22 protein-coding genes are annotated in these 23,746 nt (G+C 65.5%); 9 read left to right on the forward strand and 13 right to left on the reverse strand.

What is annotated here, in order from left to right; genetic code table 11:
* Positions 1 to 5: 5 nt before the first annotated feature.
* Together I0K15_RS09495 and I0K15_RS09500 are read left to right on the forward strand one after the other, a co-directional pair.
* Positions 6 to 659, forward strand: coding sequence for a class I SAM-dependent methyltransferase (locus I0K15_RS09495; RefSeq protein WP_338420769.1), 654 nt, complete (start codon positions 6 to 8; stop codon positions 657 to 659).
* Entirely contained in the window at positions 652 to 1,572 is a 921-nt protein-coding gene (locus I0K15_RS09500) for a CgeB family protein (RefSeq protein WP_196105198.1), read from the forward strand. Before I0K15_RS09495 ends, I0K15_RS09500 begins: the two co-directional genes overlap by 8 nt.
* Positions 1,573 to 1,575: 3 nt before the next feature.
* Here the strand turns inward: I0K15_RS09500 and I0K15_RS09505 are convergent, their stop codons facing one another.
* Positions 1,576 to 2,265 (reverse strand): hypothetical protein, encoded by a 690-nt coding sequence (locus tag I0K15_RS09505; protein ID WP_196105199.1) that lies wholly within the window; start codon positions 2,263 to 2,265, stop codon positions 1,576 to 1,578.
* A complete protein-coding gene (locus I0K15_RS09510) occupies positions 2,262 to 3,005 on the reverse strand; it encodes a class I SAM-dependent methyltransferase (protein ID WP_196105200.1) in 744 nt (247 codons plus the stop codon). The genes I0K15_RS09505 and I0K15_RS09510 overlap by 4 nt, the downstream gene beginning before the upstream one ends.
* Before the next feature lie 167 nt (positions 3,006 to 3,172).
* On the opposite strand from I0K15_RS09510, the gene I0K15_RS09515 reads away from it, so the two are divergent.
* Positions 3,173 to 4,534, forward strand: coding sequence for a phosphohexomutase domain-containing protein (locus tag I0K15_RS09515; RefSeq protein ID WP_196105201.1), 1,362 nt, complete (start codon positions 3,173 to 3,175; stop codon positions 4,532 to 4,534).
* Between the two features lie 42 nt (positions 4,535 to 4,576).
* Complete coding sequence (locus I0K15_RS09520) at positions 4,577 to 5,557, forward strand: App1 family protein (protein WP_196105202.1); 981 nt, start codon at positions 4,577 to 4,579, stop codon at positions 5,555 to 5,557.
* Between the two features lie 3 nt (positions 5,558 to 5,560).
* On the opposite strand, the gene I0K15_RS09525 is transcribed toward I0K15_RS09520, so the two are convergent.
* A complete protein-coding gene (locus I0K15_RS09525) occupies positions 5,561 to 6,784 on the reverse strand; it encodes a lactonase family protein (protein WP_196105203.1) in 1,224 nt (407 codons plus the stop codon).
* A gap of 527 nt (positions 6,785 to 7,311) precedes the next feature.
* On the opposite strand from I0K15_RS09525, the gene I0K15_RS09530 reads away from it, so the two are divergent.
* From I0K15_RS09530 to I0K15_RS09540, 3 genes are all read left to right on the forward strand, one after another.
* Complete coding sequence (locus I0K15_RS09530; RefSeq protein WP_196105204.1) at positions 7,312 to 7,515, forward strand: hypothetical protein; 204 nt, start codon at positions 7,312 to 7,314, stop codon at positions 7,513 to 7,515.
* Between the two features lie 109 nt (positions 7,516 to 7,624).
* Positions 7,625 to 7,825, forward strand: coding sequence for a hypothetical protein (locus I0K15_RS09535; RefSeq protein WP_196105205.1), 201 nt, complete (start codon positions 7,625 to 7,627; stop codon positions 7,823 to 7,825).
* A 162-nt stretch (positions 7,826 to 7,987) separates the two neighbouring features.
* Entirely contained in the window at positions 7,988 to 8,638 is a 651-nt protein-coding gene (locus tag I0K15_RS09540) for a YdcF family protein (RefSeq protein ID WP_230374368.1), read from the forward strand.
* Positions 8,639 to 8,672: 34 nt separating this feature from the next.
* Here the strand turns inward: I0K15_RS09540 and rfbA are convergent, their stop codons facing one another.
* From rfbA to rfbC, 4 genes are read right to left on the reverse strand one after another with little or no spacing between them, the layout of a single operon-like run.
* On the reverse strand, positions 8,673 to 9,551 hold the full coding sequence (rfbA, locus tag I0K15_RS09545; RefSeq protein WP_196105206.1) for a glucose-1-phosphate thymidylyltransferase RfbA: 879 nt from the start codon (positions 9,549 to 9,551) through the stop codon (positions 8,673 to 8,675).
* Positions 9,548 to 10,447 (reverse strand): dTDP-4-dehydrorhamnose reductase, encoded by a 900-nt coding sequence (gene rfbD / locus I0K15_RS09550; RefSeq protein WP_196105207.1) that lies wholly within the window; start codon positions 10,445 to 10,447, stop codon positions 9,548 to 9,550. Before rfbD ends, rfbA begins: the two co-directional genes overlap by 4 nt.
* Positions 10,444 to 11,421 carry a dTDP-glucose 4,6-dehydratase gene (rfbB, locus tag I0K15_RS09555; protein WP_196105208.1) on the reverse strand — a complete coding sequence of 326 codons (978 nt, stop codon included), beginning with the start codon at positions 11,419 to 11,421 and terminating at the stop codon, positions 10,444 to 10,446. The genes rfbD and rfbB overlap by 4 nt, the downstream gene beginning before the upstream one ends.
* The gene (gene rfbC / locus I0K15_RS09560; protein WP_196105209.1) at positions 11,418 to 11,999 is read right to left on the reverse strand and encodes a dTDP-4-dehydrorhamnose 3,5-epimerase; all 582 of its coding nucleotides are present in this window, start codon (positions 11,997 to 11,999) and stop codon (positions 11,418 to 11,420) included. The genes rfbB and rfbC overlap by 4 nt, the downstream gene beginning before the upstream one ends.
* 168 nt (positions 12,000 to 12,167) lie before the next feature.
* On the opposite strand from rfbC, the gene I0K15_RS09565 reads away from it, so the two are divergent.
* A complete protein-coding gene (locus I0K15_RS09565) occupies positions 12,168 to 15,713 on the forward strand; it encodes a CARDB domain-containing protein (protein WP_196105210.1) in 3,546 nt (1,181 codons plus the stop codon).
* Between the two features lie 32 nt (positions 15,714 to 15,745).
* On the opposite strand, the gene I0K15_RS09570 is transcribed toward I0K15_RS09565, so the two are convergent.
* Positions 15,746 to 16,819, reverse strand: a complete 1,074-nt coding sequence (locus I0K15_RS09570; protein WP_196105211.1) for a tetratricopeptide repeat protein — start codon at positions 16,817 to 16,819, stop codon at positions 15,746 to 15,748.
* A 254-nt stretch (positions 16,820 to 17,073) separates the two neighbouring features.
* Here I0K15_RS09570 and I0K15_RS09575 point away from each other — a divergent pair, with 254 nt between their 5' ends.
* Positions 17,074 to 18,144 (forward strand): glycosyltransferase, encoded by a 1,071-nt coding sequence (locus tag I0K15_RS09575; RefSeq protein WP_196105212.1) that lies wholly within the window; start codon positions 17,074 to 17,076, stop codon positions 18,142 to 18,144.
* On the opposite strand, the gene I0K15_RS09580 is transcribed toward I0K15_RS09575, so the two are convergent.
* From I0K15_RS09580 to I0K15_RS09600, 5 genes are read right to left on the reverse strand one after another with little or no spacing between them, the layout of a single operon-like run.
* Complete coding sequence (locus tag I0K15_RS09580; RefSeq protein WP_196105213.1) at positions 18,074 to 19,303, reverse strand: hypothetical protein; 1,230 nt, start codon at positions 19,301 to 19,303, stop codon at positions 18,074 to 18,076. The two genes, I0K15_RS09575 and I0K15_RS09580, sit on opposite strands and share 71 nt — an antisense overlap.
* A gap of 35 nt (positions 19,304 to 19,338) precedes the next feature.
* Positions 19,339 to 20,565, reverse strand: coding sequence for a glycosyltransferase family 4 protein (locus I0K15_RS09585; protein ID WP_196105214.1), 1,227 nt, complete (start codon positions 20,563 to 20,565; stop codon positions 19,339 to 19,341).
* Entirely contained in the window at positions 20,565 to 21,485 is a 921-nt protein-coding gene (locus tag I0K15_RS09590) for a sulfotransferase (protein ID WP_196105215.1), read from the reverse strand. The genes I0K15_RS09585 and I0K15_RS09590 overlap by 1 nt, the downstream gene beginning before the upstream one ends.
* The gene (locus I0K15_RS09595; RefSeq protein ID WP_196105216.1) at positions 21,478 to 22,800 is read right to left on the reverse strand and encodes a lipopolysaccharide biosynthesis protein; all 1,323 of its coding nucleotides are present in this window, start codon (positions 22,798 to 22,800) and stop codon (positions 21,478 to 21,480) included. The genes I0K15_RS09590 and I0K15_RS09595 overlap by 8 nt, the downstream gene beginning before the upstream one ends.
* Positions 22,790 to 23,692: a sulfotransferase gene (locus tag I0K15_RS09600; RefSeq protein WP_196105217.1), complete on the reverse strand. Its 903-nt coding sequence runs from the start codon at positions 23,690 to 23,692 to the stop codon at positions 22,790 to 22,792. The genes I0K15_RS09595 and I0K15_RS09600 overlap by 11 nt, the downstream gene beginning before the upstream one ends.
* Positions 23,693 to 23,746: the final 54 nt, after the last annotated feature.

Consider the following 23,746-nt stretch of genomic DNA (forward strand, 5'->3'; position numbering starts at 1 on the left):
AAGCCATGCATCTGACGCTGAAACCCGACCTCTACCTTGAGGTCGGGTCGCGCACGGGCAACTCGTTGGCGCTGGCGCAAGGTGATTTCATCGCGGTTGATCCGACCTTCGTATTGAAGCGGTTCGCGACCTTTCCGGGTCGGCAGGGGCACCTGTTCCAGATGCCGTCCGACGATTTCTTCGAGACCGAGTTTCTGGAGGGGATGGGGCGGAAGGTGGACTTCGCCTTTCTCGACGGGATGCATCACTTCGAATTCCTGCTGCGCGACTTCATGAACACCGAGAAGCGCGCGGCGCCGGGTGCGACGGTGACGCTGCATGATTGCTGTCCGTTCAATGCGAACATGACCGAGCGGGACAGAGCCAATGTCCGCGGCCGCGCGTGGACCGGCGATGTGTGGAAGGTGCTCGTGATCCTGCTGCGGCACCGGCCGGACCTGGAGATCGCGGTCTACGATGCGGCGCCGACCGGCATCGTCTCCATCACCGGGCTCGATCCGGAGAGCCGGACGCTCGACGCGGCATATGACGACCTGATGGCCGAGTTCATGGAGCTGCATATCGCATCGTTTGGGCCGGAACGGTTCTACGATCTCTTCGACTATGCCGACAGTGCGGCATATATCGGCGCCGTCGCCGAAGGCGCGGTGGATGGCTGATGAACCGCTATCCATCCGCCTCAAGATTGCGCCGACCAACATGGCCAGGGCGCAGCGATGGGGCGATTTCTTCTTTGCGCGCTCCCTCGGCGAGGCGCTGAAGGCCCGCGGTCATTCGGTCGAGATCGATGCGCGGGACCAGTGGTATGCGGATCGGACACCCGGCGGCGTCGATCTGGTGCTGCGCGGCTTCGGCGGGTTCGAGCCGATCCCGGGCCGTGCGGCGCTGATGTGGATGATCTCGCACCCCGGCAATGTCCAGCTTGAGGAAATGAAGGCCTATCACCACGTCTTCACGGCGGCGGGCGGTGGTCTGCGGCGATTGCGGATCGCGCTGGGCCGTGGCCGTATCTCCCACCTCTTTCAGGCGACGGATCCCCAGATCATGCGGCCGCGCGACGTGCCGGTCGATGGCAGCATGCTGTTCGTGGGCATCAACCGGCGGGGCGGGCGGCCGGCACTCGCGATGGCGGAGCGCTGCGGCTACGAGGTGGCGCTCTGGGGCAACGGCTGGGAGGAGCATCCCAACTTTTCGCGCTTCGCACGGGGCAGCTTCATCCCGAACGAGGAGCTGGGAGCTTACTACTCCGCGGCAGGGGTGGTTCTGAACGACCACTGGCGCGACATGCGACTGAACGGTCTGATCTCGAACCGTGTATTCGACGTGCTGGCCTGCGGCGCGCCGCTGCTGTCGGACAAGGTGCGCGGCCTGCCCGCTGACCTGGCGGAGTGGATCTACACCTTCGACGACGAGGCGAGCTTTCGGGAAGGGGCGAAGGCGGCGCTGGCGGAGGGGCCGGAGCGGCGGGCGGAGCGTCGCGCCTTTGCCGAGGTGGTGCGGCGGGAGCATTCCTTCCACGCCCGTGCTGCGTCGATCGAGGCACAGGGGCGGAGGGTGCTGGCCGAGCTCTAGTGCTCAGCGCTTGTGAATGACCGCCACCTGGTCGCGCCGGGCCTTCTGATATCGTGCCTGGAAGACGAAACAGCCGGAGATGTCCGGTATCAGAGCGTTGAAGGCATCGGCAACGGCCGGATCGGAATGCTCGAACGTCCGTTTGTGCAGCCAGCTCTGGAACAGGGCTGCGGTCTTGGTGATCCCCGGCTTCTCATAGGGCGCGGGCTGCCAGCGCAGATCCTCGATAATGTAGAGGCCGCCGGATGGCAGACGCGGGAACAGTTCGAGAAAGGCGTTCTGCTGGTGGTGGGAGGCGTGGGACGCATCGTCCACGATGATGTCGGGCGCGCCGATCTGCTGTGCTGCCGCGGCGATGTTGACCCGCTCGTCCATGTCGCATTGCACAAAGCGGAACCGCTCATGCTCGAACCACGAGAAGTCGGAGATATCGAGGCCGACGATCTGTGCCTTCGGGAAGTAGTCGAGCCACATGCGGATGGAGGGAAGGTCCGTCGTCTCGCGGCTGGCCGGCTTGCCATGTTCGGGCCCGCCGATGAGCAGGCCCATTTCGAGAAACGTGATCTCCTGCCCGCGGAAGGGCGAGAAGAGCATGTGGTAGAGCTCGGTATAGCGGTGCTTTCGCGAACCCTTGTCGGAGCCGTACTGGTCGGCGAGGTCGGTGAGGTTCGGGCCGTGTGAAAGATCGCTCACGCCTTGGCTCCTTCGTGACGGGTCCAGCGGTGCGCGTAGTCGCCCTGGGACGTGTTGGTGATGCGTTCGACCGATACGGCGTCGGCCGTGCGGCTCACGGCGTAGTAGAGATACCACCGCCCCGCCATCCCGCGACCGCGGAAACGGCTGCCGCCCTTGCCCGTGTCGGTGACCTCGCGCATCGGCAGGCCGGGGCCGACCGGTATCGCGGCGCAGCGATGAACGGTGCAGCCGCGCGCGTCCTTCCAGTAGCGCCAGACGAGCTCTGGACTGAACTGATAGAAACCGTGCCCCGGCCAGCCGGTCATCCCGTTGATCGAGATGAAGAGCCCGCCCTCGGCCAGCATGTGGAACACGTTGTCGAGCGCTTGAGGGGTGTTGAAGACGTGCTCGATGGTGCCGCCGTCGAGGATGAAGTCGAACGCGCCGCGCAGCTTCTCAGGCACCGGGTCGTTCAGGTCGTGGGTGATGTCCGCCCCCTCGAAGTCGGAGTAGTCCATCACCCGCATCGGGGGCGCGCCGATTGCCTCAAGAAATCCGTCGGCGTAGCCATCGGGCCGGCGCATCGCGGCGACGCTGGTCGGCAGCCGCTTTGCCCGAAGTGCATAGCGGAGCAATCGGGACGGGCGCCCCTCACGGATCGCGAGCGACTGGCGGCCGAGCATCAGACCCCGTGTCCGGCCGGTGAGCAGATCCGAATTCTCGATCAATGCGCGCCCGAACTGTAGATCGATGCCCATGAAGCCGTGTGTCTCCTCGTATCGTGACGCAGAGACTGATCATGCCGCCTTGGCGTGGTCAAGCGGGCGGCCGGCGGTGGCTACCAAAGGTGTGATGCTCTTGTCCTCCGCAGGCAAACATGCTGCCCTCGCGGGACGTATAGATCCCCAACATATGGACCAGCGTGATGACGACCCTGACCTGCTTCAAGGCTTATGACATCCGCGGACGGCTGGGCGACACGCTCGATGCGCGGATCGTGGAGGCCGTGGGGCGGGGGTTCGCGCGGGCGCGGGGTGCGAAGCGCGTGGTGGTCGGCCGGGACGTGCGCGCCTCGTCGGAGGAGCTGTGCGCGGCACTCGCTCGCGGCCTGATCGCCGAGGGGTGCGAGGTGATGGACCTCGGACTTTGCGGGACTGAGGAGGTCTATTTCGCCACCGATCATCTGGGCGTGGATGGCGGGCTGTGCGTCACCGCCTCCCACAACCCAATCGACTATAACGGGGTGAAGCTGGTGAAGACCGGGGCGCGGCCGCTGTCGCCGGAGGAGCTCGACGCCGTGCGGGTTGCAGCGGAGGGGGCGCTTGATGAACCGCCCGCCGCGGATGTGGTCGCCACGCCGGTCGACGCCCGACCCGCTTACGTGGAGCGGGTAGTGAGCTTCGTCGATCCCGCGGCGCTGCGGCCGCTGCGGGTGCTGGTGAACGCCGGAAACGGCGCGGCCGGCCCGACCTTTGACGCGATTGCCGAGGTGCTGGGCCGTGCGGGGGCTCCTGCGGAGTTCGTGCGGATGCACCATGCGCCCGATCCGACTTTCCCGAACGGGATACCCAACCCCCTGCTGCCGGAGAACCAGCCGGTCACGGGCGATGCGGTCGTACGGGAAGGGTGCGATCTGGGCCTTGCCTGGGACGGGGATTTCGACCGCTGCTTCTTCTTCGATCACGAGGGGCGGTTCATTCCGGGCGAGTATATGGTGGGGCTGCTCGCTGCCGCCTTCCTCGCCGATCATCCGGGGGCGAAGATCGTGCATGACCCGCGGGTGACGTGGAACACGATCGACCTCGTGAAGGAGCTCGGCGGGGAGCCTGTGCAGGCGCGGACGGGGCATGCCTTCCTGAAGGCCGCAATGCGCGAGGCGGACGCGGTCTATGGCGGCGAGATGTCGGCGCATCACTACTTCCGCGACTTCATGTATTGCGACAGCGGGATGATCCCGGCGCTGCTGGTGATTGCCCATGTCTCGGCCACCGGCCGCTCGCTGGCCGATCTGGTGGCGTCGCGGCGTGCGGCATTTCCGTCGTCGGGTGAGATCAACTTCCGGGTCGAGGATGCGGATGCGGCGACGGCCCGCGTGCTCGACCGTTTCGCGCCGGAGGCGGCGCGGCGCGACGATACCGATGGGGTCAGCCTCGAATTCGCCGACTGGCGCTTCAACCTGCGGCGCTCGAATACGGAGCCGCTGTTGCGCCTGAACGTGGAGACGCGGGGCGACGCGGCGCTGCTCGACCGGCAGGTGCAGACGCTGACGGCGTTGATCGAGGGCTGATCGCGGCGCGTGCCGGGCTATGTGGCGCGCAGGAGGTCCGCGATGCCCATCCTGCGTTCGATCCACCGTGTTGCCCTGCGCGTCGAAAAGCTGTTCGAGCGCGTGCTGCTGCGTCGCAGCCGCCCGCCGCTCTTCGAGGCCTATCGCGGCTATGCGAAGCCCGAGACGCTGGTGGTGCGGGGGCGGGTGCTGACGGGCCTGCGCCGCGGGACGCCGCGGGAGCAGCAATCGACCTTCACCAATTTCCGGCAGATGCTCGCACTGTTCCTGACCGACGAGGTCGCGGGCGTGGAGGTCGTGGCCCAGGGCCGGAGCGTTCGGAGCGACGAGGAAGGCTACGTGACGCTGGAGCTGCCGCGGGGCAACGCTCCGCCCGGTTGGCAGCATGTCTCCGTGAGCCTGCCCGACGCGGTGGATGTGACGGTCGGGGCGCCGGTGCTGATCCCGTCGGCGGAGGCGGCGTTCGGCGTGATCTCCGACATCGACGACACGATGATGCGGACGGGGGCGTGGAACGGCGCCCGCAACCTCTGGACCTCGCTGACCGGGAATGCCGCGACGCGGGAGGTCTTTCCGGATGCGGTGGCGCTGATGGAGCGGCTGCATGACGGGCGCAACCCGGTCTTCTACGTCTCGTCGAGCCCGTGGAACCTGCACGGCTTCCTCGACGAGGTGCTGTTCCAGCGAGCTGGGCTAGTGGCCGGGCCGGTCTTCCTGCGCGATTACGGCCTGTCCGAGACGCAGTTCGTGACGGGCACCCATGGCAGCCACAAGGGGGCGGCGATCGACCGGATCATGGCGGCGAACCCGGAGCTGGGCTTCGTGCTGATCGGCGATACGGGCCAGCATGATGCGGAGGTCTATGCGGCCGCGATGAAGCGGCGTCCGGGCCGCGTGCAGCGCGTCATCCTGCGGGGGACGGTGGCGCGGCGGGATGCGTCGGCGGAGCAGGCGCTGGAGGACCTGCGGTCGGCCGGGATCCCGGCCGACGTGGTCGCCGACTACGGAGCGCTGGAGCTTTAGCGCTCAGAGCAGGAAGGCGTCTGCGTCGACGAACTCTGCGACCGGCTCATCCACGTGATGCGGCGTCAGGTCCTGGGAGAGGGCGAGGCGTGCCTCCGGCAGCTCCAGCATGAGAACCTCCTCCGCCACGAGAACCGGGGTGTCCATCTGCGGGCCCTCGTTGAAGCGGAACTCGTCGGCGCCCAGCGTGTCGAGGTCCAGCTTCACGACCGAGAGACCACTGTCGGCCTGGCCAGCGGTGACGAGCAGCGCCTCGCCCGCGGTCTCACCGGCCAGCAGTTCGAGGCCGGAGACGTCGTGGAGCGCTACCTCCGCGCTGTCCTCCACGGTCGCGATCTCGTTCAGCGTGCCCTCCTGATCGAGGGCGAAGATGGTGGCGCCGCGGTCCGCGCCACCGGCGGCGATCAGCGTGACGCCGTCGATGGTGGCCGAGGCGATGGTATCCACGCCGCCGAAACGGGTCATCATGTTGTCGAAGATGTGGTCCGTGATGCTCAGCGTGCCGTCGGCCCCGATGGCGAAGACGGTGAGGGAGGAGGAGGCGGAGGCCCCGACGACGAGGTAGTCCTGATCCGGCGTCTCCACGATCTCCAGAGCGGAAACCTGGTAGTGACCGAAATCGCCGCCCGGTAGGTGATGCTCGACGGCGACGGGCGCGCCGCCCTCATCGAGGCGGAAGACGGCGAGGCCGCTGTCCCGGCCGCCACCGGCGAAGACCAGCGTCTCGGTGCCCGTGTCGTGGATGGCGAGGGCGCGGACATCGTCGATGGGCAGCGCGTCGTCATCGGCGACGGCAACCACGTCGGTGGCGGCACCGGTTGCGTCGAGCGTGGCGACGGAGAAGCCCTCGCTGCCAATGTTGGCCCACGCGATGACGGTCTCGCCGCCGGTGGTGGCTGCGTCGAGCGCCTCGATCCGGCCGCCGGTCACGCTGCTCGCCACCATCACGTCGGTGGTGAGGCTGTCGAGGCCGATGCGGATCAGGTCGTCGCCCTGGCGGGTCATCGCGATGGCGGTGCCGTCGTCGAGGGACACGAGACCTGACAGGCCCTCGTGCTGACCCCGCTCGACGCTGAGACCGGAGGTCAGAAGACCGGCGGTCGAGAGCGAGAAAGTCGCGAGCGCATCCTCACCGGCGACGGTGGCGGTGATCGTCCAGCCGACACCGGCCTCGGTGACCTGAAACCCGCTGAGACCCGCAAGAAGGCTGTCCTCCGTGTCGAACACGGAAGCGACGACCGTAACACCCGGCTGCATGAGAAACCCCGTTCTCCCGGCCGGACGGCGCTGTTTCGATCCGACCCCTCGAACCGATGCGCCGCCCAGCGACCACCTAAAGAACGGACCGTGATCTGCGCCGACCCCTCGGCGCTGTGGTCCGTCCCACCCATGTCAGTCCAACGAGTGGCAGGCGGTTGCGATCCTCTCGGAGCAGGGCTTCAGTACCTAAAAATGATTTAGAATTAGTGGGTTAACCAAGGAAGGGATTGAGTCGCCTCGACAATCCGCGTGGGGCGGCGGAGCGTCCTTAACCAAAGAGAATTCTTTACGCTCGGGGCGGGAACCTTTTCAGGCGATTCTCTTACGAGACCGTTGGTCACGCGATCATTCAATGGATGTGATTTCTGCGTGACTGTTCACGATCGCAGAACACTGTGCCCCCGCTTCCGCCCCTACTGACGCCACGTCCCCCTGCCCATCTCGGGTGCATCGGCGGCGACAACTCGCGCCGCCCCAGACAAAGGACCAAGACCATGACCCGTACCATCGCACTCGCCGCCACCGTCGCTGCCCTGCTCGCCACCCCGGTGCTCGCCGACAAGGCCGGCTATGCCCGCTCGCTCGGCATCGATCCGGCCGTGGCCGAGACCATGACCCTCGGCGAGCTCGCCATCGCGGCCAGCCGCCTCGACAACGAGGGCGTGCGCAACTCCTACCACGAGCGCAACGCCAACTGATCCTGACCCCAAGGCCCGCCCGGCCGGAGAACGCTCCGGCCCGGCGGACCCTCCGGGGCCGATGCCGGGCGGCGCGACGCGCCTCTCCGGCGAGCCGAAGGAGGATGACATGACCCGAACCACGCGTTTTCTGACCGTACTGACCCTGGCGCTGGCCGGGATCGCCACCGCCGCCGGGGCGCAGAGCACCCCCGCCTCGCTGTTCGCCTCCGCCCAGGACGGCGTCGAGGTGCGCCTCGCGAGCTTCGGGGGCAACCCCGGCGACCTGGTGACCTGGCCCCAGGGGCGCGACGCGGGCCAACGGCCCTAAGCGCCACCGATCTCCAGAGCCGGCCTTCCTGTCCCGGGGCCGGCCACTCCCTCGCCCCGCTCGCGAACACGCAGCGGGGCGCTTTTTTGTTTAGGCCGTGCTTGCGGAATGGTTGCTCTCGCGCGGAGACTCCGCCCGCGAGGATAACCTTTGGGGGATGCCGTGCTGAACGAGGACGTGCGGAGGGCGGCGCGGAAGCTTTGGGATTTTCATTGCATCTATGACGCTCTTGGGCCCGCCGACGTGATCATTGGGCTCGGCTCCTACGACATTCGCGTCGCGCTGCGCTGTGCCGAGCTGTTTCACGCAGGTCACGCGCCACGGATCGTCTTCACCGGTGCTTCTGGCAACTGGACGCGGGGCCTATTTCCGGGCCGCGAGGCCGACGCCTTTCGCGAGGCGGCGGAGCGGGCGGGCGTTCCGGCCGGCGCGATCGCCGTGGAGGCTGAGGCGACGAATATCGGTGAGAACATTCGCTTCAGCCGGGATCTCGCGCCCGGTGCCCGCGATGTGATCCTGGTGACGAAGCCGCAGACGCAGCGGCGGTGTCGAGCGACCATGGATCGGCAGTGGCCGGAGGTGCGAGCCGCGATCACGGCGCCGCTGACGGCTTACGAGGATCAGCCTTTACCGCATCACGACGAGCGTGCGCTGATCTGCGAGATGGTCGGCGATCTGCGGCGCTTCCGTCCGTATGCCGAGCTTGGGTTTCAGACCGCGGTGGCTGTGCCGGATGAGGTGGCCGCTGCTGCGGACCTTCTGGTCGATGCTGGGTTCACTGACCACTTGCCCAAGGAGGCGCTCGGCGGTTGAGCGCACACCTCGGCAGCGGTTTTGGGCGATGGGCTCACAACTGGTCTGGAAGCGCGGCGAGGTACTGCGCATAGCCGCCCTTGCCGAGGGCGCGGGCGGTGGCCAGCAGCTCGTCGTCGCTGATCCAGCGCTGGCGCCAGGCGATTTCCTCGGGGCTGGAGATGCGGATGCCCTGGCGGCGTTCGAGGGTGGCGACGAACTCGCCCGCCTCCAGCAGACTGTCGGGCGTGCCGGTGTCGAGCCACGCGAAGCCGCGGCCGAGCTGGCGGACATGCAGGGCCTCGCGGTCGCGGTAGGCGCGGTTGAGGTCGGTGATTTCGAGCTCACCGCGGGCGGACGGCGTCAGGCGCTCGGCCAGGGCGGCGGCCTCCCCATCGTAGAAGTAGAGGCCAGTGACGGCGAACGACGACGGAGGCCGGTCGGGCTTTTCGAGGATGGTGAGCACGCGCCCGGTCTCATCGAAGGTCACCACGCCATATCGTTCGGGGTCTGCGACGCGGTGGGCGAAGATGACGGCACCGCCCCGGGTCTCGACCTGCTGGCGCGCGGCGTCCAGATGCTCCGGCAGGCCGTGGCCGAAGAAGAGGTTGTCGCCGAGGATCAAGGCGAAGGGCTCGCCGGCAGTGAAGTCGGCGCCGATCAGGCAGGCCTCCGCGATCCCGGCCGGCGTCGCCTGCTCCGCATACTCGATGGAGATGCCGAAGCGACGCCCGTTGCCGAGGAGGGAGGCGAAGGCCGGGCGGTCGTCGGGCGTGGTGATGACCAGGATCTCGCGGATGCCCGCCAGCATCAGAACGCTTAGTGGGTAGTAGATCATCGGCTTGTCGTAGACCGGCAGAAGCTGCTTGCTGACCGACAGCGTGATCGGCCAGAGGCGCGAGCCGGTGCCCCCGGCGAGGATGATGCCTTTCATCGGGTCGTCTTCCTTTCGGCAACCAGGGCACGCCTCACGAGGTCATCGAGGCGCGTCCGGATATCGGCGAGGCGGGCGCCATGGTGCGTCGCAAGGCGGCTGCTGTCGAGGCGGCTGTCGGCGGGGCGCTGTGCCGGGCTCGGCCAGTCGGCTGCGGGGATGTCGTGGCAGTTGGCGGTCGGCCCGCCTGCTCGGGCAGAGGCGTCGAAGATGGCGCGAGCGAAGTCAGCCCAGCTTAGTGGTCCTGCGCCCGCGGCATGGAAGATGCCGCGCAGGTCCGGATCGGGGCGCGCGGTAAGGTTCTCCGCGACCTTCAGCACGGCGGTGGCGAGGTCGTCGGCGCTCGTCGGGGTGAGGGTCTGGTTGGCCACGATGTTGAGGCTGTCGCGATCCCGGGCGAGGCGCAGAATGGTGGTCAGGAAGTTGCGGCCTGCGGGCGAGACGAGCCCGGCGGTGCGGAGGACGGCGGCGTTGGGGTGGACGTCGAGCAGTGCCTCCCCCGCCAGCTTCGCTTCGCCATAGGCGGAGAGCGGGTTGGGCGTGTCCGCCTCGGTCAGCGGGCGGCCGAGCGTGCCGTCGAACACGTAGTCGGTGGAGATGTGGATGAGCGGTGTGCCGAGCTCCGCCGCGATGGTGGAGAGCGCGACGGGTCCGCCCGCGTTGATGGCCGCGTTGAGTTCGGAGTGGGTCTCGGCGCCATCGACATCGGTGTAGGCAGCGGCGTTGATGATGACGTCTGGCTGCGCGGCGCGGAGGGCGGGTTCCAGGTTGCCGGGATCGGCGAGGTCCACCTGTGGGCGGCTGAGCGGGATGAGGCGATGCGGGCCGGGATTGGCTTGTAGGGCCAAGGCAAGCTGGCCTGACCGCCCGATGACCACGATCGCGAGGCCGCTCATGTGCTCAGCGCCTCCGGGTGGTCGAGATACCAGCGCACCGTCGCCTCCAGCCCGTCCTCGAAACTGTGGCGGGGGCGCCAGCCGAGGGCGTCTTCGAGGTGGCTTGGGTCGAGGGCGTAGCGCTTGTCGTGGCCGGGCCGGTCGGTGACGTGCTCGATCAGGTTCGCGTAGGGCTTTGCGCCCGGGCGCAGGCGGTCGAGAATGGCGCAGAGCTGCTGGACCACGTCGATGTTGCGCCGCTCGGCCCGCGCGCCGATCAGGTAGGTCTCGCCCAGCGCACCTTGCGAGCCGATGGTCGCTAGCGCGTTCGCGTGGTCCTCGACATGCAGCCAGTCGCGGATCTGATCGCCGGCGCCGTAGATGGCGAGCGGCTGACCGGCGAGTGCCCGCGCGATTGTCGCGGGGATCAGCTTCTCCGGATACTGGCGCGGGCCGTAATTGTTGGTGCAGTTGGTGACGATCGTCGGCGTGTCGTAGGTCCGCCGCCACGCTCGCGCGAGGTGGTCGGACGCGGCCTTCGACGCCGCATAGGGCGAGGACGGCGCGTAGGGCGCGCTGCCAAGGCTCGGCCGCGCATCGGGCGCAAGGTCGCCGAAAACCTCGTCGGTGGAGACGTGCACGAAGGTGATCTCGTTCCCGCGCGCCCGGACGGCTTCGAGCAGGGTCAGCGTGCCGGTCACGTTCGTGTCGAGGAACGCCGCGGGGCCGCTGATAGAGCGGTCGACGTGGCTTTCGGCCGCGAGGTGGAACAGGGTGTCGGGGCGGAACTCGTCCAAAGCCTCGCTGACTGCCGCTGCATCCCGGATGTCCGCATGTCGGAACGTGTGGTCTCCGTCGAGCCCCTCCAGCCACGCGCGGCGTCCGGCATAGGTGAGCGCGTCGAAGCTGAGCACGGCGATGCCGTCAGCGAGGAGGCGGCGGACGAGAGCCGAGCCGATGAAGCCGGCGGCGCCGGTGACGAGCGCGCGCTTCATGCGGTGGCCGTCATCGGTGCGACGTCGGCGAGACCGGGCCACCGGCGGTCCTTCTCGGTCAGCGTTTCGGGGTCCGCGCAGTCGGGCCACGGGATGCTGAGTGCCGGATCGTCCCAACGCAGGCCGCCCTCCGTCTCCGGCGCGTAGCGGGCGGTGACCTTGTAGTCGACGATGGTGTCGGGCTGGAGCGTGCAGAAGCCGTGGGCGAAGCCAGCCGGGACCCAGACTTGCGCGCCGGAGGCCGCGTCGATCGTGACATGAGCGCTATGCCCATAGGTTGGCGAGCCTTCGCGCAGGTCCACCATGGCGTCGAATATCGCACCGGCGGCGATGTCGATGAGCTTACCTTGCGCGAAGGGCGAGCGCTGGAAGTGCAGTCCGCGCACGGTTCCGATACGGGCGGAGAAGGAGCGGTTGTCCTGGGCAAAGACAGTGTCGAAGACCTCAGCCCGAAAGCGCGCGTCCGAAAACCGCTCGACGAACCAGCCGCGCGCATCGCCATGGCGGGTCGGGCGGAGCAGAAGCGGCCCGCCCTCTCCAAAGGAGCCCACGGGTTGAATGGCCGGATCGTTCGACATGCTCTGCCCCCTCGCTGCCCTTGGGTCTCGCGCACGGGTGGTCAAGTCAAGAGGCCGATGGGGATCGTTTGAATAGACTTGCGGCTCTGATCTCAACGGGTTGTTGAGCTTTCTCGGTCAACGTTCCGCGCGCAGCTTTCCGATGCCGAACGAAGACGAGACCCGCCGATGCCACAGACGATCGATCCGTCCCCTATTCTTGCAGGCTTCGATGAGCGCTGGAACGCCATGGTCGGCGACGGTGCGCCGGTCTTCGTGTCCTACAGCTTTGTTGCGAGCGACTTTGCCACCTACTTCCCGAGCGCGCCGCAGGAGGTGACGAGCTTCGGCGCGTTTACGGCGGAACAGCGGGACGATTTCAGATCGGCGTTGGCGGTGTTCGAGGCTGTTGCCGGTGTGCGGTTTGTCGAGGTGGACGACCCTGACGATGCGATGATCCGGGTGATGAACACGAACGACCTGTCGCCGACGACGGGCCTCGCCAACCTGCCGCGGGTCGTGGATGAAAGCGAGCTGATCTACCGCGAGATCTCGTCCAATGGTGTGCTCGCGATGACGGTCGGGTTCGGTCAGGACTACAGCCCAGGCACGCAGAACTTCCAGACGCTGCTGCACGAGCTGGGCCACGCGCTGGGCCTCGAGCATCCGGAGGGCAGCGGCTCCAACCCGGACTTCGACACCGACACGACCATCATGAGCTACAACCATTCGGGACCGGCGCGGACGACGCTTGCCCCGATGGACATCGCCGCGCTGGAGCAGATCTATGGCCCGGCGAGCGGGTTCGACGGGATCCAGTTCGGTTTCAATCCCAACAACGGTTTCGAGATCGATGGGACCTCCGGCGACGACATCCTGATCGCCATCGACAGCGACAGCGTGCTGACTGGCGGCCTCGGCCATGACGGGCTCCACGGACGGGACGGGAACGACTACTTCGATCCGGGTGCTGGCGATGCGACTGTCGACGGCGGCACGGGCGATGACATCCTGATGCTGACGGGCGCGCGGAGCGATTACCTGGCCGCGGTCGGCACGGGACGCGATGGCCTGATCCTCACCGGGCAGGGCGGTGGCGCCGTGGAGGGCGAGGTCGTCTTCTCCGGCATCGACACCGTTGTCTTCAGCGACGGTGCGATGAGTATCGCGGAGCTGCGGCAATCCTTCCTGCCGGATCTCGGACTGACGAGCCTGTCCCGCGTGGACGACCTGACGGCGGGTGAGGAGACCACTGTCACGATCGGCGTGGGGAACTTCGGTGGTGGCGTCGCGCCGGCGGGTACCGCGGTGGTGCTGTTCCTGTCGCCGGACAGCCGCTGGGACTCGGGCGATTACGAGATCGGGCGTCTCGTGCTGGGCGAGATCGAGCCGTCGGAGTCGCAGGACGCGCCTCTTACCTTCGCGCCGCCCACGGATGTGCCGCCCGGGGACTACACGATCTTCTACGTGATCGACCCAGACGGCGAGCTTGTGCAGTCTGACAACTCCAAGGTTTATGCGCCGTCCGTGAGCCCGGTGATCACATTCAACAATGATAGTTATGTCGAGCCGCAGGCGCCGTTCCATGTGACGGCCCGGCAGTCGCTGCCTGAGGACATCGATACGCTGTTCGTCTCGGCGCTCTACACCGCGAGCCAGACTGAGATCGACGGCGGCACTGTGCGCTACGACGCAACGGACGACTCCGGTCTGGCGGCACTCGTCACTGGAACGGGCTTCGACAGCACGGATCTGACGCAGGGAACCGTGACCAGTCTCACCTTTCTGCGGGGCAGTATTGGAGCCGAGCAAACCGTTCTATCTATGCAGGGACTTTGGGTCAGCCGGGGTGAGCTGAGAGCGGCGCTCAGCAGTGCGGCGCAAGGCAACGAGGCGCCGCTGGCCCTGCTCTTCGACGAGATGCGCTTCGATTATGTGGGTTCCAATGGCGCCGATCGTTTCGCCGCGGGAGGTCAGGATGACTCGCTTGTGGGGGGCGAAGGCAATGATACGCTCGAAGGCGGCTTTGGAGCCGATGAAGTCTTCGGTGACGGCGGGAATGACAGCCTGATTGGTGGTGTCGATGGTGCCGTAGACACGCTCAATGGTGGCGCAGATAATGACACCTACGTCATCGGCGAGGCAGGTGAGATCATTGACGAGGCGGCGGGTGGTGGCACTGACACTGTCCAGACCTCGATCGACTTCATCCTGCCTGATGAGGTAGAGAACGTTGTGTCGATGGCCGAAGTGGCCATTACGCTGACCGGCAATGGCGGTGCCAATACCCTCACAGCTTCCGATGCAGGCGACACGTTGAGCGGCATTGCCGGAGACGACACGTTGCAGGGTGGCGCCGGATCGGACGTGTTGGATGGCGGCACGGGCGACGACATGCTGGAAGGCAGCGGCAGCGCCGATACCCTCCGCGGTGGCACTGAGGATGATACGCTGAACGGCGGTGCCGACCCAGACCTGCTCGAAGGCGGGGCAGGCAACGACGTCCTCGATGGGGGGAGCGGTAACGACGCCCTGCGCGGTGGCAATGACGCGGACCTGCTGATCGGCGGCGAGGGCGACGACGATCTCCGCGGGAATGATGGTGACGATACCATCAAAGGCGGTTTGCAGAGCGATTACGCTCTTGGGGGCGAGGGCAACGACTCCATCGAAGGCGCTTCCGGCTTCGACACGCTCATCGGCAATGCGGGGCAGGACACGCTTCGCGGTGGCAACCAGGGTGACGAGCTGCGCGGTGGCGAGGACGGCGACGTGCTCTATGGCGATGCGGGCAACGACACACTGTTTGGCGACAACGGGGCCGACACTCTGTACGGCGGTGACGACGTCGACAGTCTCGCGGGTGGCGACGGGAACGACGTCCTGGACGCCGGCGAGGGACGCGACACGATCTCCGGCGGCTTGGGCGACGATCAGATGATCGGGGGGCTCGGCGACGATCGGATCCAGGGCCAGGACGGTGATGACACGGGCTTTGGCGGCTTCGGCAACGACCGGATGTTCGGGAATGCGGGCGCCGACACGCTCTATGGCGAGGAAGACGATGACTTCCTGCTTGGCGGCGAAGGCAATGACAGCCTGTTCGGCGGTGAAGGCGCCGACACGCTGAAAGGTGTCGATGACGACGACATGCTGTTCGGCGAGGGTGGTACGGATACGCTCAACGGTCAGCTCGGCAACGATTTCGCCGACGGTGGCGATGGCAATGACACGCTGCGCGGGGAGGGCGGTTTCGACACGCTGCACGGTGGCGCGGGAGATGATCTCCTCCTTGGTGGCGACGATGGCGATACGCTGGATGGCGGCGCGGACAACGATACGCTGAGAGGTGGTCTCGGCGATGACTCGCTTTTCGGATCCGGCGGCTTCGACCGGTTGGAGGGCATGAACGGCGCAGATCTGTTGGACGGTGGGGACGGCGACGACGTTCTGCTCGGCGGCAATGGGCTGGATACTCTGATCGGCGGCAGCGGCTTCGATATGCTCACCGGTGGTAGTGGTACCGACACATTTGTTTTTGAGATCGGGACCGGGCAAGACACCGTGACCGACTTCGAAATGGGGCTCGACATCGTTCAGCTCGGCATGGCGCGGGATAGCGTCTCACTGCTCCAGAACGGCGACGACGTTGAGGTCACTGCCGGGAGTGACCAGATGATTTTTCTGGGCACGACGGTGGAGGCTGTGGACGCGGCTTTAATCGACCCGCTTTGATTTCGTTGATGGCGCCGCAGGCGTTGAGCAGATCAGCGGCGCGCAGCGGCGACGGCATTCGCCGCCTCCCTCGCAAATGGCTCGATCGCGCAGGTCGCGTTCACAGAGCGGGCAGCGCAGAAGCTCTCGAAGGCAATCAACGTGTTGGTGTCGAAGACACCGTGAACGTCACCAGCGTAGAACTGCTCAGAGAAGAGCGTGTCCTGCACCAGAATGGTGTAGCGACGCGGTGCCAATCGGCCCAGATGCCAAAGCGCGGCGCCGGAGCCCTGTTCCGCCAGGTCTTCGATCATCGCGAGGCCGCGCGCTTCGGACGTCTCGATCCCCCGACCATTGAAGAGTGCGAGGGCAAATTGGAGCGTCGATCGCCGATCTCCGGCAACGACGCCACGCTCGAAATAGGAGAGTGACCGACGGAGGTCCCGGTCGACGATCTCACCCTTGCGGTAGATCGTGCCGAGGGCAAAGAGCGCCCGGCCATTGCCGGATCGTGCGAGCTGTTCGTAGAGCGCGAGGCCTCGCTCCGGATCGAAAGCCACGCTGCTCGGATCCACTAGAAGCGTGGCGAGCTCGAGCTGGGCCTCGGCGTCTCCCCGCGTTGCAAGGTCCTCCCGGATCCCAATGGCCCGATTTGGATCGGAAGCGTCGAGGAGACGAGCGAGTTGGAGTGCGGCCGCGGCATCTCCATCCTGCGCTGCGGCGTCAAGCAGCTCGCGTCCCCGGATCGGATTGTAGGCGGGCGATGCTTCCGTCAGGTACAGACGCGCCAGAGACGACCGAACGTCCTCGTGCCCGGCCGCCAAGAGCATTTCCTGGTACTCTGCCGCACGCGCGAGATCTTGGTTGATGTCGGGCCCACGCCGGAAGTGGCGTGCAAGGATGCGCGCTGCGCGCTCATCACCTTGCTGCGCGGCTTGATCCAGCTGCCTTACGGCGTAAGCGCGCTGCGGTTCGTTGTCCGAACTGCGCAGGATGCGATTGGCATCGCCAACCGACAGGCTTGCCTCGAAAAACGGCCGATCAGGCAACGAGTTGCACGCCGTCAGCGCGGTAATGCAGAGAGCGTAAAGGCCGAAAGACGCATGAAACTTCAACCCGGCAAGCATATTTGAATGTCTCCCGTTGCGTTCATATCTTGAAGCTCTTCTGAGGTGTTATCGTTAAATAACTGTAAATATCAGATTCCCAGTCTCAGAATTTATATTCTTGATTTAGTTATTCATTAACCTCTGCATCATACTGATTTGTAGTGTTTGAGAAATTCCTCGCAGGTCAGCTTTGGTTATTAGGTCGCTGAGAAAGGCTGATACATCTGTTTCGCGCCAGTCCGTTGGTGAGGGCTGACGTGAAAGCGCTCCACATGTCACAAGTGCTGCACGCTGGCGTAGGCAGTGTCATCGAGGAGATTGTTCCGCATCAGATCGCGCGCTGGGGTGCAGAGAACGTCGCGCTGGTTGTGCCCGAAGACCAGCTCGCGAAGGCTTCGCCGCTACGCGCGGCGCGCCTTTTCACCTTTCCAAGCAGCGATCGGTCTGCAACCAGCCTTCTGCGCGCCTGGCGCACTCTTCAGGGAGCCCGGGCCGTTTTTCGACCGGATATCGAGCACCTGCATTCGACATTTGCCGGTATTCTCGGCCGCCTCGGTGGGCGCTGCGACGCAGCGCGTGTGTACTGCCCGCACGGCTGGGCCTTCAGCCGTGATGTCCAAGGGTGGAGCGGGCGTTCCGCTGTGCGCGCCGCCGTTTGGCTGGAGCGCCATCTTGCCCCTTCGACCGACGCGATGGTGCTCGTCTCGACCTCCGAACGCGACGCGGCTCGCGCCCGCGGGATCCGCAGTCGGTCCGACACCGTGATCCTGAACTCGATTGCGGACCGGCCCGTGAAACTTGCTCCGCCGCGCCTGTCCGATCGGCTCGAAATCGTTTTCGTTGGCCGTCTCGTGCGGCAGAAGGCCCCGGAAATTGCGCTCGAGATGATGCGCTCTCTTCCACCGGACCGTGCGCATCTCACGCTTATCGGCGCGGCACCCGATGGCTCGATCCTTTCGGATACGCCGAATGTAAGTTGCCTCGGCTGGATCTCGCGGGAGGGAGTGCACGCGTGCCTTGCTGCTGCCGATATCCTTGTCCTGCCGTCGCGGTGGGAGGGCCTCCCCATGTCGGCGCTGGAGGCATTCCGGGCCGGCACCGCCGTTCTGATTTCCGACGCCGCGAACTCGCCAGAACTGGTGCGCGACGGGGTCGAGGGGCGGATCGTCGCGGACCTCTCGGCGGAGGCGTTTCGCGCGACCCTCCTGTCGCAGTCGGTCGAGGACTGGAGGGCGCAGGGGCGACGCGCGCGCGCCAGCTACGAAGAGCGCTTCACGTCGCAGAGAATGAACGCCGACCTCGACGCGCTTTACGTGCGTCTTTTGCGGGCACGGGATCGGTAGCGGTCCGCATCTCACGGTGTGCAATCATGGCAAAGGCCATGGCAGCATGTGAGGGCAGATCGGCAAAGCCGCCTGCCCCGCCGAAGGTGATCCGAATAAGGAAGATCGTGCAGCAGAGCACCACAAACGCGGACATGCGATCACCCGTCTTCATCAGTTGCATACAGTGCAGGATGGCGAGCCTCAGAACCAAGATGTAGAGCGCGCTCGCCAGCACCAGCCCTGGCAGCCCCAACGTCAGCCCGCTGAAGAGGAAGAAGTTGTGGACAACATGTCCGCCGTAGGTCGTGAGGCTTGAGCCAAGCAGGATGCTGCTATCGATGTCAGAAAGGGAGCCGAGATACTGCGCGATGCGCGATGACCTCGAGTAGATGTCTCCCGCCAGGATCCGATCGACGAAGCCGCTATCGACGACCGTCAGAGCGACGATGAGCCCAACCAACCCGGCGGTCAAAGCCCATGCTGCGCTTCGATAGACAAAAATGGCGAAGAGGCAGAACGCCAGCGTCAGGAGGAAGAGGAGGTAGGCTGTCGAGTTGATCGCGAGCGTCGCGACGGCGACGGCCACGACGGCAGTCCCCGATGGCGACAAGGGGGCGCGGGAGATCAGCAGAAGTGCTACTGCAACGCTCACTGCGCGGCTGATCTGGTTCACTGAGGATACCGCGTAGCCAAGGGTGTCCAGCGAGTTCGAGTGGAAATTGAACAGGGGCCGCCAGAAGTTGAAGTTCACGTACTGGAACGCGTACTGACCCGAGATCGCACCAATGATCCCGTCGAGGATATCGATCTCCGCCGCGATGGCAGAATAGAGCACGCAAATCGCGATTCCGCCTACGATGGCTAAGAACATGCGTGGGCTGCGAAGCTGAGCGGTGTCGAGCATGTTGTAGAGGCAGAGCGTGGCCAGGATGTAGACGAGGTTTCTGACCGCGACGATCGCCATTCCCGAGTCGCCGCGCACGGCCAAGGCTACGCAGATCAGGAATGTCAGCGCGAGGTAAACTACGTAATACGGTGTGAAGTGAAGGCGCTCCGTTCTTAAGATGTGGAGACCGCCTGCGAAGGTCGTCAGCGCGGCACCGATTGCCGGCAGTTCGATATCGATGCCCGCCACGCGTGCCACGCCGATCCACGCGACACCCATTGTCGCCAGCATGGCCAGTACGAAGGTGTGGGGACGCCGCGTCTCCATCAGCTTGGGAGATTTCCGTAGATGTGGCACAGCTCGCCAACGTGATCCGACAATGATGTTGCAAACTGGTTTCTGTTGGCGTGTGCCCTCATGCTCATATCGGTCACGGCGGCATCGTCGCGCGCGAGTGAGGCAAGTGCGTTGGCCCATGCGGCTGGCGAACGGTCCTGCAGGATGAGGCCGGCGCCATCGGGTATGGCCTCGCAGGCTGCATTCCAGGCGCCGCAGATGACGGGAAGGCCGTGGGCCAGAGCCTCCATCGGTACGAGGGGCTGACATTCGTGCCAGAGCGACGGGAACACGAGCGCGCGGGCGATGCGCATTTGTTCAGCTACGCCGGCGGCATCGCGCCAGCCAGTGAACTCGGCCTCCGGGAGGATCTGACAGACAATCTCCGCCTCGGGACCGTCACCGACGAACCTGGCATGGATGCCTGCCTGCCGCGCCGCTTTGGCGAAGAGAACGGCACCCTTCTCCGGGGACAGACGACCGACGAAGAGGAGGACATCGCTGTGTTCCGCTTCTGCCCGCGGAGCCTGTGGTAGCGCGATGGGGTTGGGAACGTGGTGCAACCGGACATCTGGTCTGAGATAGGGCGCCATCACGCGCCGCTGCGTCTCACTAATGCAGATGACATCGCGCAAGGCCCGAGGCCATCTCGCGACATGGCGCAGCGCTGCCGTCCGGGTCGCGCGCCACGCCTTGTGGCTGCGGGCGCGCGCGTCGCAGTGCGTGGCCAAACAGCTTCGGCTGAGCGCGCGGCGCTGACAGATCTCGCCAGCTTGGAAGTCGAAGAAGCCGCCATTGGGACAGGCCAGGAAGTACTCGTGCATGGTGTAGATATGCCGATGGCCGGACTGCGCGATCACAGGCGCGATCGACGGTGTCAGCGACTTCGCCCAACCATGAGTGTGTACGATCGTGCGTTTCGGCTCGCATCTTTCAAGCAGGCTAGTGAGCGCACGGGCGACGCCTCGGCTCCAGAGGTTTGACGTCATCGCATCGAGTAGCGACGGATTGTCCAGCATGCCGGGGCGGTTCAGACACGTGACCTCTACACCGGCCGCCTGCAGGTCGCGGTCCACGGGTCCCGCACCGGCGAAGTAGTGGACGCGCTTACCGGCTTGCGCGAGGCCACAGGCCGCGTCGATGGCCACGCGCGCCTGCCCACCCGTAACGGCGGCATGATCGTTCACGATGACAACGGTATCGAAGTCGGTTGTCATCAGGCAGCCGCCGGTATGCGCGCCGTCAAGGCGGTGTCCACGTCATAGGTCAACTCAAGGACTCGGATGATCTCCTCCTCGGTCAGAACATCCTGCCAATAGGTGTTTGCCGCCGCTACGGAACGGGACCAGTCATGCGTTCGCCGTGGAGAGGGCAGAGGGGCCCCGTTTGCCTTGTTCCGCTCAGCGAAATGGCGTGTCAGCCTCGGTGACCAGTCGAGACCCAGCTCCTGTAGCAGGCGTCGATAGGTGCCGACCTCGTCCTGCTCTAGCTCGGTCGCGTGGACTATGTGCAGTCTCGGCGCCGGTGCAGTTGAGAGCACGGCCCGGTAGCACATGCGCCAGAGGACGGCGGCGGATGTGACGATATCCGTCGCTGCAGTCTTCAGCGCCAGTTCGATGACGGGATCGCGGCCGAAGCGCGCGGACCAGCGTGGGTAGATCTCGGCGGCACGGGAGATCCAGCCGAGCCGTTTGTAGCTCGCCGCGTGTGCGGGGGCGCTGCGGACCGTTACGACGCAAGGAATGCGGCGAGCAAGAAGATCAGGCACCAGCATTATAGCGTGTGGATCCTTCCAGATGATCCGGCGCAGCCCCGGCGTCAGCGCCGCCATGCGGCGGCTGTGAAGCGTTCGGCTGCCGATGATGACGCTACGTGCGGTTGGCCGCTGGCCCTCCCGGGTCTGGGTCTTGAGTGCACCGCGGAGAGTACTGATGTCCTCAAGTGCCATAGTCAGCTCTGCATCATCGAGGTCGCCCGTGGTTCGCATCGGGAAACGGTTTCGGATGCGCCTGAGTCCCGTTGGGCCGAGTGGTTCGTAGAATGAGCCGGATCCACGGGTGAGCGCGAGCGTGTTGCCGACGGGCGTCGTTCCGCTGCGCGGTGCTCCGGTAACGAGCAGGAGTTCGCGGTCACGCATCGATACGATCCGTCTGGCGCAGCAGGAAGAGCAGGAGCAGGAGCCGGATCGCGGCCATCAGGGCGAGCGAAATGCCTGCGCCGGCTAGTCCTCCGACGTGGATGAGGGTCAGTGTGCACGGGATAGACAGGGTGAAGAGCGTCGCTTGCAGCGTGCCGAAAGTTTGGAAGGCACGCCGGGACAGGAGGCCGGATTGCGCAATGGCCGATAGAAGTCGGAGGCCAATGGTGAGCAGCACCCATTTCAGCAGGGCACCTGCGTCTGCGAAGTCCGGGCCGAACGCGATCTCCAGCATGGTCGGGCCCAGAGCCAATCCCAGAGCGCCTCCGAGTAGAGAGCACGCCGCCGCGAGGGCCATCAGGCTGCGCAGCATTTGACCGAACGCGGCGCGTTGACCCGCATACCAATATCGGGCGAGCCGGGGCGTGATAACCTGCCCGACTGCGTCGAACACTGTCATCGCTGCTTGCTGCAGGTAGGCGATGACAGTGAAGAGCCCGAGTGCTGCGCTACCGATCATTACTTCGATCAGAATGCGGGGCACGCTCATCTGCAGCACGCTCAGGAACTGGCCGAGGCCGAGAGAACTGTTTGTGCGCAGCAGCCTCAGGACACCATGCGCCCGCAGCGATGGCCGTAGTGACCCCTCTCGCGGGCGCGCGGGCATGTCATGGAGCAGAAAGACGAGCAGCCAGATCAGTGGCTGAGCCCAGAGAGCGGCCTCGACGTCTGTCCCGTAGAGAAGGAGGATGGCGAACAGACCTGTTCCTGCGACCGATCGTAGGACCAGGGATCGGGCCATGTGGCCCAATGCACCGCTCCGTTGGAAGGCGCCGTATAGCGTGAGACTGACGAGCTCCACAGCCTTCGCGACTGCGAGTGGGAAGGCCAGTGCCACGATGTCTGGCCGGAAACTCGCCAGAGCTGCCAAACACAGCACTGACGAGGCGACGGCCAGCATCAAGGAGAGCCGCAGATAGGTCGAAAGCGCGTAGGTCTGTTCGATTTCCGTCGCGTGGCCGCAACGTAATCCCATGCGGCCAAGTACGAACACGGGTTGAAGAATCGCCATTGCGAGGCCGAACTGCCCCACCGTTTCCAGATCGGAGAATCGCGCGATCAGCCAGAGCACGATGAACTGAGACAGGACGAACGCGATATTCGCGCCGACCGTGGAGATGACCTCCCCTCCAATCTTGAGAAGGGGACGCGAATCCCCATGCGGGGAGGTTTTCGTGCTGGCTTGGTTTCCCTCTACCGCACTGTCCAGATCGACAGCGCGAAGCTGATCGAGGTTGGCGCCGTCAGGAGGCATTTGCTTCCCTCCAGGGCGACAGGTCGAGGTCGAACTCCTGTGCGAGTGCGGCGTTCTCAGCCGCGAACCTCTCCTTCAGCGTCCTAGCCGCCGCCTCAGAGCCCAGCCGTGTGGCGGGCGTCGTGTTAAACGCGCGGTAGACGGTGCGGATCGCATTGTAGACCGCGCCCTTTGGCAGTCGCTGGCGCAGGGCAATATTCACGCGCTGAAGAGCGTGGCTGCGGACCGCATAACTTTCGTTCTCGATAGGAAAATGATAACTGTCGTAGTGACTTGGTGAGATACCGAGGCGTTCGGCGAGCGACCTCATGAAGGCCTTCGGGTTGGTGCGCATGTCTTCGAACAGGCAGACGATCATGCGCTCGGCACCGACAGCATCGCGCCAGGCGCGCAGGTGGTGAACGTAGTTGGCGGTTCCCATCGGATCGCCTGCCAGCTCGTTTCCGCGGAAGGCGGCTGGCCCCGACGTGGTCCCAACCCACTCGTCGAACCGCATCCCTGGCGGAATCCAGTGCCAATTGTTCCGGAAATAGTCGTAGCTGGATTTGATCTGCGCTACCGGCTCACGAAGGATGAAAAGCACGAGGGGCTTCGAGGGCATGTCCTGGACCGCCGCCCGGGCGGTCTCGTGAACCATGTAGGCCGGCGTCGCCTCCACCCGCACGCGTCCGTCATTGGCGTCCGTCGGGAACAGGTTGGCATAGCCTTCCAGGCCTCGGGAGACATGCCGATCCGGGCGATGCATATGCGAGCCGGGATCGACGAGGAAGTAGGTCTCTTTCTCCAGCGAGCCCACCACATCGGGATGATCGCTCAGCCATCGGAAGAGCGACGTGCTGCCCGATTTCGGGGCCCCGGCGATGATAAGGTCCGGCAGGACGAGAGAGGACACGTCGAAACACCCCAGGCTGACACACTCACTGTGCAGCCCGTGATAGCGGCGGTA

It is taken from the genome of Pontivivens ytuae (genome assembly GCF_015679265.1).
Taxonomy (GTDB): Bacteria; Pseudomonadota; Alphaproteobacteria; order Rhodobacterales; family Rhodobacteraceae; genus Pontivivens; species Pontivivens ytuae.

What these genes read in the sequence shown, in the direction of transcription:
- I0K15_RS09520 (WP_196105202.1), top strand. Translation starts at nt 4,577, where the DNA reads ATGCCCATCCTGCGTTCGATCCACCGTGTTGCCCTGCGCGTCGAAAAG.
- I0K15_RS09595 (WP_196105216.1), bottom strand. Translation starts at nt 22,800, where the DNA reads ATGCCTCCTGACGGCGCCAACCTCGATCAGCTTCGCGCTGTCGATCTG.
- I0K15_RS09515 (WP_196105201.1), top strand. Translation starts at nt 3,173, where the DNA reads ATGACGACCCTGACCTGCTTCAAGGCTTATGACATCCGCGGACGGCTG.
- rfbD (WP_196105207.1), bottom strand. Translation starts at nt 10,447, where the DNA reads ATGAGCGGCCTCGCGATCGTGGTCATCGGGCGGTCAGGCCAGCTTGCC.
- I0K15_RS09570 (WP_196105211.1), bottom strand. Translation starts at nt 16,819, where the DNA reads ATGCTTGCCGGGTTGAAGTTTCATGCGTCTTTCGGCCTTTACGCTCTC.
- I0K15_RS09590 (WP_196105215.1), bottom strand. Translation starts at nt 21,485, where the DNA reads ATGCGTGACCGCGAACTCCTGCTCGTTACCGGAGCACCGCGCAGCGGA.
- rfbC (WP_196105209.1), bottom strand. Translation starts at nt 11,999, where the DNA reads ATGTCGAACGATCCGGCCATTCAACCCGTGGGCTCCTTTGGAGAGGGC.
- I0K15_RS09585 (WP_196105214.1), bottom strand. Translation starts at nt 20,565, where the DNA reads ATGACAACCGACTTCGATACCGTTGTCATCGTGAACGATCATGCCGCC.
- I0K15_RS09500 (WP_196105198.1), top strand. Translation starts at nt 652, where the DNA reads ATGGCTGATGAACCGCTATCCATCCGCCTCAAGATTGCGCCGACCAAC.
- I0K15_RS09535 (WP_196105205.1), top strand. Translation starts at nt 7,625, where the DNA reads ATGACCCGAACCACGCGTTTTCTGACCGTACTGACCCTGGCGCTGGCC.
- I0K15_RS09530 (WP_196105204.1), top strand. Translation starts at nt 7,312, where the DNA reads ATGACCCGTACCATCGCACTCGCCGCCACCGTCGCTGCCCTGCTCGCC.
- I0K15_RS09495 (WP_338420769.1), top strand. Translation starts at nt 6, where the DNA reads ATGCATCTGACGCTGAAACCCGACCTCTACCTTGAGGTCGGGTCGCGC.
- I0K15_RS09575 (WP_196105212.1), top strand. Translation starts at nt 17,074, where the DNA reads ATGTCACAAGTGCTGCACGCTGGCGTAGGCAGTGTCATCGAGGAGATT.
- rfbA (WP_196105206.1), bottom strand. Translation starts at nt 9,551, where the DNA reads ATGAAAGGCATCATCCTCGCCGGGGGCACCGGCTCGCGCCTCTGGCCG.
- I0K15_RS09510 (WP_196105200.1), bottom strand. Translation starts at nt 3,005, where the DNA reads ATGGGCATCGATCTACAGTTCGGGCGCGCATTGATCGAGAATTCGGAT.
- rfbB (WP_196105208.1), bottom strand. Translation starts at nt 11,421, where the DNA reads ATGAAGCGCGCGCTCGTCACCGGCGCCGCCGGCTTCATCGGCTCGGCT.
- I0K15_RS09580 (WP_196105213.1), bottom strand. Translation starts at nt 19,303, where the DNA reads ATGCTGGCGACAATGGGTGTCGCGTGGATCGGCGTGGCACGCGTGGCG.
- I0K15_RS09565 (WP_196105210.1), top strand. Translation starts at nt 12,168, where the DNA reads ATGCCACAGACGATCGATCCGTCCCCTATTCTTGCAGGCTTCGATGAG.